The sequence below is a fragment of the Mycobacterium sp. 1274756.6 genome (assembly GCF_001668625.1).
Lineage (GTDB): Bacteria > Actinomycetota > Actinomycetes > Mycobacteriales > Mycobacteriaceae > Mycobacterium.
In genome coordinates, this window is record NZ_LZLJ01000013.1 from 22787 (window position 1) to 31378 (window position 8592).

The following is an 8592-nucleotide window of genomic DNA, read 5'->3' on the forward strand; positions in this document are numbered from 1 at the left end:
TCGTGGCGCTGCTGGCCATGGCGGTCATCGGGGTGCTGAGCTACACCCTGCTCCAACCGCGGCCGGGCGGCAGGATGGATCCCCAATCCACCTACCCCACCGGGGCGCACGCCCTGGTCGCGCTGCTGGACGACCACGGGGTGCAGGTGTCGGTGGCCACCGCCGTCGACGACGTCGCCCGGCACGCCCGGCCCGACTCGCTGGTCGTGATCGGCGAGACCCAACGGATCTTGGCGCCCGACCTGCTGGACCGCCTCGCCGAGTTGCCCGGCGACCGGCTGCTGGTCGAGCCGACCCCGCGCGCGCTGCGCGCCCTGGCACCGGAGTTGAGCCGCCAATGGAGCAGCGCACAGCGCCGCCCGGACTGTGCGCTGGCCGAGGCCAACCGGGCCGGCACCGTCGCGCTGGGCGAAACAGCGATCACCTACGAGGCCAAGGACGCCGCTGCCGCCGACGGGCTGACCAGCTGTTACGGGGGCGCCGTGGTGCGCTACCACGACGGTGCGCGGACCATCACCGTGGTGGGCAGCGCGGAGTTCCTGCTCAACGGGCACCTGCTGGAGGAGGGCAACGCGGCGCTGGCGATGAACCTGGCCGGCACCCGGCCGCACGTGGTCTGGTTCGCTCCGCAGCGGCCGCAAACCCAGGCCGAAGGCGGCACCGGCAAGCAGACGCTGAGCGATCTGATCCCGGGCAACGTCAAATGGGTGGTGTGGCAGCTCTGCCTGGTGGTCGCGGTGCTCGCGGTCTGGCAGGGCCGCCGGCTCGGTCCGCTGGTGGCCGAGACGCTGCCGGTGGTGGTGCGGGCATCGGAGACCGTGGAGGGGCGCGCCCGCCTCTATCGCGCCCGGCGGGCCCGCGACCGCGCGGCCGACGCGCTGCGCACCGCGACCCTGCAGCGGCTGCTCCCCCGGCTGGGTCTGCCGGTCACCGCGGCACCGGAGGCGGTCGTCGCCGCCGTCGCGCACCGCACTACCGTCCCGGCGGACACGCTGCGCCGGTTACTGTTCGGATCAGCGCCGGCCACCGACGCCGACCTGCTGGACCTCGCCCGTGCCCTCGACGACATCGAAAGACAGGTCACCCACCTATGACACACGCCCACCCGGATTCGGCCGACGCGGCCCGAAACGCCCTGCTGGCCCTGCGCGCCGAGATCGGCAAAGCCGTCGTCGGCCAGGACGCGGTGGTCAGCGGTCTGCTGGTGGCGCTGCTCTGCCGCGGCCACGTCCTGCTCGAAGGCGTGCCCGGCACGGCGAAAACACTGCTGGTGCGCAGCCTGGCCGCCGCACTGCACCTGGAGTTCAAGCGGGTGCAGTTCACCCCGGACCTGATGCCCGGTGACGTCACCGGTTCGCTGGTCTACGACACCCGCACCGCCGCGTTCACCTTCCGGCCCGGGCCGGTGTTCACCAACCTGCTGCTCGCCGACGAGATCAACCGCACCCCGCCGAAAACCCAGGCCGCGCTGCTGGAGGCCATGGAAGAGCGCCAGGTCAGCGTCGACGGGGAACCCAAGGCGCTGCCGGACCCGTTCATCGTCGCCGCCACCCAGAACCCCATCGAGTACGAGGGCACCTACCAGCTGCCCGAGGCCCAGCTGGACCGGTTCCTGCTGAAGCTCACCGTGGACCTGCCGCAGCGCGACACCGAGATCGCGATCCTCGACCGGCACGCCCGCGGGTTCGACCCGCGCGACCTGTCGGCGATCCAACCGGTCGCCGGCGCCGCCGATCTGGCCGCCGGCCGCGACGCGGTGCGCCGGGTGCTGGCCGGTCAGGAGGTGCTGGCCTACATCGTCGACATCGTCGGGGCCACCCGCCGCTCCCCCGCCCTGCAGCTGGGCGTCTCGCCGCGCGGCGCCACCGCACTGCTGGGCAGCGCCAGGGCCTGGGCCTGGTTGTCCGGCCGCAGCTATGTCACCCCCGACGACGTCAAGGCGATGGCCCGGACGACGCTGCGGCACCGCATCGGGCTGCGCCCGGAGGCCGAACTCGAAGGCGCCTCGCCCGACGGTGTGCTCGACGGCATCCTCGCCGCGGTTCCGGTGCCGCGGTAGTGATCGTCACCGGACGCGCCGGACTGGTCGCGCTGCTGGGTGTGCTGCCGATCGCGGTGGCGCCGTGGCCGGCCACCGCGTTCGTCGTGCTCGGTGCCGCCCTGGCCGTCGCTGTCGGCGCCGACGTGGTGTTGGCCGCCAGCCCGCGGGCCCTGCGCGCCGTGCGCAGTGGGCCGACCTCCGCGCGCCTCGGGCAGCCGGTGGAGACCACCGTGACCGTCGAGCACACCGGCCGGCGACGGTTCCGCGGGCTGGTGCGCGACGCCTGGGCCCCCAGCGCCCGCGCCGAACCGCGCAGCCACCACCTCACCCTGCCGGCCGGGCGGCAACACCGGCTGACCACCCGGCTGCGGCCGGTGCGCCGCGGTGACCAGGAGGCGGCCACGGTCACCATCCGGTCGCTGGGCCCGCTGGGGCTGGCCGGGCGGCAACGCTCCACCCCGGTGCCCGGCGTCGTGCGCATCCTGCCGCCGTTCCTGTCGCGCAAGCACCTGCCGTCGCGGCTGGCCCGGCTGCGCGAACTGGACGGCCTCATCCCGATCCTGGTGCGCGGGCAGGGCACCGAATTCGACTCGCTGCGCGAATACGTCGTCGGCGACGACGTGCGCTCCATCGACTGGCGGGCCACCGCGCGCCGCTCCGATGTCGTCGTGCGGACCTGGCGCCCCGAACGCGACCGGCGGATCCTGCTCGTGCTCGACACCGGACGCACCGCGGCGGGCCGCGTCGGCGTGGATCCCACCGCCGCCGACCCCGGCGGCTGGCCCCGGCTGGACTGGTCGATGGACGCCGCCCTGTTGCTGGCGGCGCTGGCGGCGCGCGCCGGGGACCGGGTCGACTTCCTGGCCCACGACCGGGTGGTGCGGGCCGGGGTGTTCGGGGCCTCCCGGAACGAACTGCTCGCCCAGCTCGTCGAGGCGATGGCGCCGCTGCAACCCGAGCTGGTGGAATCCGATGCGACCGCGATGGTCTCGGCGGTGATCCGGCGCTCTAGGCACCGCTCCCTGGTGGTGCTGCTCACCGACCTCAACGCCTCCGCCCTCGACGAGGGCCTGATGCCGGTGCTGGCCCAGTTGACCGCTCGGCACCAGGTGATTCTGGCCGCGGTCGCCGACCCGCGGGTCGCTGCGCTGGCGGCCGGGCGCGCCGGTGCCGCCGCGGTCTATGACGCGGCCGCCGCGGAACGCTCCCGGATCGAGCGGCGCGAGATCGCGGCCCGCCTGCAGCGCGCGGGGGTCGAGGTCGTCGACGCCACGCCCGAAGAACTGGCCCCGGCGCTGGCCGACCGGTATCTGGCGATGAAGTTCACCGGGCGGTTGTAGCGCGGCGGGTCAGCCGGTCGGCACCACGTCGGGGGCATCGGCGATGTCGCCGCTCTCCCCGGCCCGCGCCGCCCGTCGCCCGAAATACACGATGTAGGTCAGGAACGCGGCCTCGGCCAGCACCCCGATCCCGATCCGCATCCAGGTGGGAAGGCCCGAGGGGGTGACGAACGCTTCGAGGATCCCGGCGACCAACAGCACCGCCACCAGACCCCCGGCGACCGCCACCACCGCGCGACCCTGCTCGGCCAGCACCTGCCCGCGGGGGCGGTCACCGGGCGCGATCACCATCCAGCCCAGCCGCATCCCGACCGCCGCCGCGAGGAACACCGCGGTCAGCTCCAACAGGCCGTGCGGGGCGAGCAGGCCCAGCAGGATGTCGCCCTTGCCCGCCGAGAACATGAACCCGGCGATGACACCGACGTTGGCCGCGTTCTGGAACAGCACCCAGGGGATCGGCAGCCCCAGCAGCACCGCGAACGCGATGCACTGCGCGGCGACCCAGGAGTTGTTCAGCCACACCTGGGTCGCGAACGCGCTCGCGGCGTGTTCGCTGTAGTACGCGGCGAAGTCGTGCTCGACCAGCTGCTTGATCTGCGCCGGGGTGGCGATGGCCGCCTGCACGTCGGGGTTACCCGCCACCCAGACGGCGATGAGCGCGGTGAGGGTGAGGAACGCCGCCGCCGTCGCCAACCACCACACCCCGGCGCGGTAGGCGACCACCGGGAACCGCACCGTCCAGAACCGCGCGAACTCCCGGCCCAGCGGTGCGTGCGCGCCGGTGACCGCCGACCGGGCGCGGGCTACCAGGGCGGACAGCCGAGCGGTGGTGGCGGTGTCCCGCGACGCCGACCGCAACATCGACAGGTGGGTGGACGCCCGCTGGTAGAGGTCGACGAGCTCGTCGACCTCGGCGCCGGTGAGTGCCCGACGCCGCCGGACCAAGGTCTCCAGGCGGTCCCAGGCCGGCCGATGGGCCAGCACGAAGGCGTCAACATCCACCCGCCACACGATAGCGGCGCAATGCCGTGCCGGGGGGCGGCGCGCGACGAGTAGCGTTTGCGCCATGGCGCAGGTGGTGACCGGGGACGCTGTCGTCCTGGACGTGCAGGTGGCGCAGTTACCCGTCCGGGCGGTCGCCGCCCTGATCGACATCGTGGTGATCTCCGCGCTGACGTTGGCCGGAGCCGTGCTGGGGGCGCTCACCTACCGGCAACTCGACGGCGCGTGGGTGCAGGCGCTGACCATCGTGTTCGTGGTGCTGGTGCCGGTGGCGTATCCGCTGATCTTCGAGGTGTCCACCCGGGGCCGGACGCTGGGCAAGATGGCGATGGGGTTGCGGGTCGTCGCCGACGACGGCGGGCCGGAACGCGTCAGCCAGGCGACGTTTCGGGCGCTCACGTCGGTGGTGGAGATCTGGTTGCTGCTGGGCAGCCCGGCGGTGATCTCCAGCCTGCTCTCCCCGCACGGCAAGCGCCTCGGCGACATCTTCGCCGGCACCAGGGTGATCAGCGAACGCGCGCCGCGGTTGGCGCCGCCGCCGATGATGCCGCCCGCGCTGGCCTGGTGGGCGTCGTCGCTGCAGCTGTCCGGGCTGCGCCCCGAGCAGGCCGAGACGGCTCGCCAGTTCCTGGCCCGCGCCCCGCAACTCGACCCGGTGCGCCGCGGCGAGATCGCCTACCGCATCGCCGCCGACGTGGTGGGCGCCATCGCCCCGCCGCCCCCGCCCGGGGCCCCGCCCGAACCGGTGTTGGCCGCGGTGCTCGCCGAGCGGCACCGCCGGGAACTCGCTCGGATGCAGACCCGCGTCGGCGCGGCGGCTAATCCCACCGCGCCACCACCACAGGCCGCACCCGCGTCGTGGACCGAACCCGCGGTGGGCGCCCAGCCGGCCGCCGCGCAGCCGACGGCGCCCGGGGTCGGCGGCGCTGACGGTGGTCGACCGGACGGGCTGGTGCCGCCCAACTGAGCCTTGTCGTCCGACCTGTCGCGATATATCGTTATATATCGTCGGTCGGGGTCGTTGCTCACAGTGGGGAGAAGACCATGAGCTTTCCGTTCTCACCCTTCGGCGCGCCGAACCGGGGCTTTTTCGGCTCGCCGCCGCCCGGTGATCAGGGCCATGGCGGTGCGGACTGTCGCGACCACCTGCGCCAGCAGGCCGCCGGGATGGACGGTTCGTTCGGTTTCGGACCGGCCTTCGCGATCCCGTTCGGTTCGGGTTTCGGGCGTGGCGGCAACCCGTGGGGTGGTCGCCGGGGCCACCGCGGCCGCCGCGGTGACGTGCGCGCGGCGATCTTGGTGCTGCTCACCGAACGGCCGATGCACGGCTACGAGATGATCCAGCAGATCGCCGACCGCAGTCACGGGCTCTGGCGGCCCAGCGCCGGATCGGTCTACCCGACGCTGCAGTTGCTCGCCGACGAAGACCTCATCGCGGTGTGTGAGAGCGACGGCAGCAAGAAACTCTTCGAGTTGACCGACGCCGGCCGTGCCGCCGCCGAGAAGATTCACACCGCACCGTGGGAGGACATCACCGACGGGGTCGGGGCCGAGCAGTCGATGTTGCGGGACGCGACCGGCCAGTTGCTGGGTGCGGTCGCCCAGGCGGCCCGCGCGGGCAGCGCCGACCAGCAGCAGCGGATCGTCGAGATCGTCAACGCCGCCCGCCGGGACGTCTACGCCGTGCTCGGCGAAAGCGATTGAGCGGTGCTCGGCGAATCCCGATAGCCGCGTGCGGCGCCCCGGTCAGGACACGTCCACCCAGTCCAGGGTGCGCTCCACCGCCTTGCGCCACCCCGCGTAGCCGGCAGCGCGCTGCTCGGCGGACCACTGCGGCTGCCAGCGCTTGTCCTCCCGCCAGTGCTCGCGCAACTCGTCGGGCCCGGACCAGAACCCGGCCGCCAGCCCGGCCGCGTAGGCCGCGCCCAGCGCGGTGGTCTCCGAGACCACCGGTTTGACCACCTCCACCCCGAGTACATCGGCCTGGATCTGCATGCACAGATCGTTGGCGGTGATGCCGCCGTCGACCTTGAGCACCTCCAGGTGTACCCCGGAGTCGGCGGCCATCGCGTCGACCACGTCGCGGCTCTGGTAGCAGATGGCCTCCAAGGTGGCGCGCGCCAGATGCGCGTTGGTGTTGAACCGCGACAAGCCGACGATCGCCCCGCGGGCGTCGGACCGCCAGTAGGGCGCGAACAGGCCCGAGAATGCCGGCACGAAATACACCCCGCCGTTGTCGGCGACCTCCCGGGCCAGCGCCTCGCTCTGCGCGGCGCCGCTGATGATCCCCAACTGGTCGCGCAGCCACTGCACCGCCGACCCGGTCACCGCGATCGAGCCCTCCAGCGCGTACACGGGTTTTGCGTCGCCGAACCGGTAGCAGACGGTGGTCAGCAGGCCGTTGTCGGAGCGGACGATCTTCTCCCCGGTGTTGAGCAGCAGGAAATTGCCGGTGCCGTAGGTGTTCTTCGCCTCGCCCGCGGTCAGGCAGACCTGCCCGACCATCGCGGCCTGCTGGTCACCGAGAATCCCGGTCACCGGCACCGAGCCGCCGAGCGGTCCGCTGTCGTGGGTCAGCCCGTGCGGCTCGGGGGATGACGACGGCGCGATTCGCGGCAGCATCGCCCTGGGGACATCGAAGAACGACAGCAGTTCGTCGTCCCAGTCCAGCGTCTGCAGATCCATCAGCATGGTGCGGCTGGCGTTGGTGACGTCGGTGACGTGCACCCCGCCGCGCGGGCCGCCGGTGAGGTTCCACAGCACCCAGGTGTCGACGGTGCCGAACAGCGCCTCGCCTCGCTCGGCGTCGGCGCGGGCTCCGTCGACGTTCTCCAGGATCCATTGCAGTTTGCCGCCGGAGAAGTAGGTGGCCGGCGGCAGGCCGGCGCGGTGCCGGATCACCTCGCCGCGCTCGTCGCGCTGCAGCGCGGTGGCGATGCGGTCGGTTCGGGTGTCTTGCCAGACGATCGCGTTGTGATACGGCCGCCCGGTGCGCCGGTTCCACACCACGGTGGTCTCCCGCTGGTTGGTGATGCCCAGCCCGGCCAGGTCGCCGGCTTGCAACCCGGTGGCGTTGAGCGCCGAGACCAGGGTCGCCGCGGTGCGCTCCCAGATCTCGAACGGGTTGTGCTCCACCCAGCCGGCCCGGGGCAGGATCTGCTCGTGCTCGAGTTGGTGACGGCCCACCTCGGTGCCGGTGTGGTCGAAGATCATGCACCGGGTGCTGGTGGTGCCTTGGTCGATGGCGGCGACGAATTCACCGGACTGGGCCACTGCTGCTGCTCCTCGGGTCGTGGGGTTCATGATGGCTTATCCGGCCCGCCGAACCGGCGACATCGCCGATATGCCGCGCGGCGGCCATCAGGGTTCCTGCGGCTTCCGGATCTCCAGCACCGCGTAGACCCCGTCGGCGGCAAGCGTCATCGTCACCTGCTGCGGCGGGATCCCGGCGTCACGCAGGATCTCCCGCAGTTCCGTGATGGATCGGGGAAAGATCCTGGGCCAGCCGATCGCCCGCTGATTGAACGCCAGTCGCGGGTGGGTATCGAGCATGTTCGCCGCAACCACCGCGCCGCCCGGCTTGAGCAGCCGAAAGGCATTGCGTAGGAACACCGCCGCCGACTTGAGCTCACCGTACTCGGCCGGGATGTACTCGAAGATGCCGAGCATGTCGACCAGGTCCTGGCTGGCCTCCCCCACCTCGTCGACCAGCCGGTCACTGACGATCATCTCCCGGATCAGGTGCCGCTGCAGCAGACGGAGGTCGACCCGGCCGCCGGCCCCGGCCGTGGCGCCCAGTTCGGCGGCGTGAGCCAGGGCACCCTCATCGAGATCGACCAACGTCAGCGTCACCCGACGGCAGCGGTGCCCGGTGAGGGCCTGGAAAACCGGGATCGCGGCGCCGCACGCCAGGCTGGTCCACCGGGTCGCTGCGGCGGGGCGCAGATACCGGTCGGCGATCGACGACATGATCGCCGCCCGGGATCGGATCGCGATCGCATCGGGGGCGTACAGGAAGATGTCGCGGGTGGCGCTGTCAAGCGGAATGCCATTGGGCAGCCGCCAACCCTCCGGGTGATACAGCGGGGTCAGCGCCATGGCTGACGGCACCAGTTCGGTGCGCCAAGCCCGGAGCGCCGGCCGATCGCGGTACAACCCGGCGGCAACCGGGTTGTTCGGCACCAGAACCCGCTCACCGTCGCGGGCGCC

8 protein-coding genes are annotated in these 8592 nt (G+C 72.4%); 5 read left to right on the top strand and 3 right to left on the bottom strand.

Going from position 1 to position 8592, the window contains the following annotated elements:
- The first annotated feature begins 17 nt into the window (after positions 1–17).
- From A5643_RS01610 to A5643_RS01620, 3 genes are read left to right on the top strand one after another with little or no spacing between them, the layout of a single operon-like run.
- Positions 18–1094, top strand: a complete 1077-nt coding sequence (locus tag A5643_RS01610) for a DUF4350 domain-containing protein (RefSeq protein ID WP_502686195.1) — start codon at positions 18–20, stop codon at positions 1092–1094.
- Positions 1091–2059 (top strand): AAA family ATPase, encoded by a 969-nt coding sequence (locus A5643_RS01615; RefSeq protein WP_066851281.1) that lies wholly within the window; start codon positions 1091–1093, stop codon positions 2057–2059. The genes A5643_RS01610 and A5643_RS01615 overlap by 4 nt, the downstream gene beginning before the upstream one ends.
- A complete protein-coding gene (locus A5643_RS01620) occupies positions 2059–3381 on the top strand; it encodes a DUF58 domain-containing protein (RefSeq protein WP_066851282.1) in 1323 nt (440 codons plus the stop codon). The genes A5643_RS01615 and A5643_RS01620 overlap by 1 nt, the downstream gene beginning before the upstream one ends.
- A gap of 9 nt (positions 3382–3390) precedes the next feature.
- Here A5643_RS01620 and A5643_RS01625 read toward each other — a convergent pair whose 3' ends face one another.
- Positions 3391–4383: a stage II sporulation protein M gene (locus A5643_RS01625; RefSeq protein ID WP_066851291.1), complete on the bottom strand. Its 993-nt coding sequence runs from the start codon at positions 4381–4383 to the stop codon at positions 3391–3393.
- A 64-nt stretch (positions 4384–4447) separates the two neighbouring features.
- Between A5643_RS01625 and A5643_RS01630 the strand changes: the two genes are divergently transcribed.
- Positions 4448–5350, top strand: a complete 903-nt coding sequence (locus A5643_RS01630) for an RDD family protein (RefSeq protein ID WP_066851283.1) — start codon at positions 4448–4450, stop codon at positions 5348–5350.
- Positions 5351–5427: 77 nt separating this feature from the next.
- The gene (locus A5643_RS01635) at positions 5428–6087 is read left to right on the top strand and encodes a PadR family transcriptional regulator (RefSeq protein WP_066851284.1); all 660 of its coding nucleotides are present in this window, start codon (positions 5428–5430) and stop codon (positions 6085–6087) included.
- Positions 6088–6129: 42 nt separating this feature from the next.
- On the opposite strand, the gene glpK is transcribed toward A5643_RS01635, so the two are convergent.
- Both glpK and A5643_RS01645 read right to left on the bottom strand, forming a co-directional pair.
- Positions 6130–7686 carry a glycerol kinase GlpK gene (glpK, locus tag A5643_RS01640; RefSeq protein ID WP_066851285.1) on the bottom strand — a complete coding sequence of 519 codons (1557 nt, stop codon included), beginning with the start codon at positions 7684–7686 and terminating at the stop codon, positions 6130–6132.
- Between the two features lie 57 nt (positions 7687–7743).
- The coding region (locus A5643_RS01645) for a class I SAM-dependent methyltransferase (protein WP_231995408.1) at positions 7744–8592 on the bottom strand (849 nt) is incomplete at its 5' end.

What these genes read in the sequence shown, in the direction of transcription:
- A5643_RS01615 (WP_066851281.1), top strand. Translation starts at nt 1,091, where the DNA reads ATGACACACGCCCACCCGGATTCGGCCGACGCGGCCCGAAACGCCCTG.
- A5643_RS01610 (WP_502686195.1), top strand. Translation starts at nt 18, where the DNA reads ATGGCGGTCATCGGGGTGCTGAGCTACACCCTGCTCCAACCGCGGCCG.
- glpK (WP_066851285.1), bottom strand. Translation starts at nt 7,686, where the DNA reads ATGAACCCCACGACCCGAGGAGCAGCAGCAGTGGCCCAGTCCGGTGAA.
- A5643_RS01630 (WP_066851283.1), top strand. Translation starts at nt 4,448, where the DNA reads ATGGCGCAGGTGGTGACCGGGGACGCTGTCGTCCTGGACGTGCAGGTG.
- A5643_RS01635 (WP_066851284.1), top strand. Translation starts at nt 5,428, where the DNA reads ATGAGCTTTCCGTTCTCACCCTTCGGCGCGCCGAACCGGGGCTTTTTC.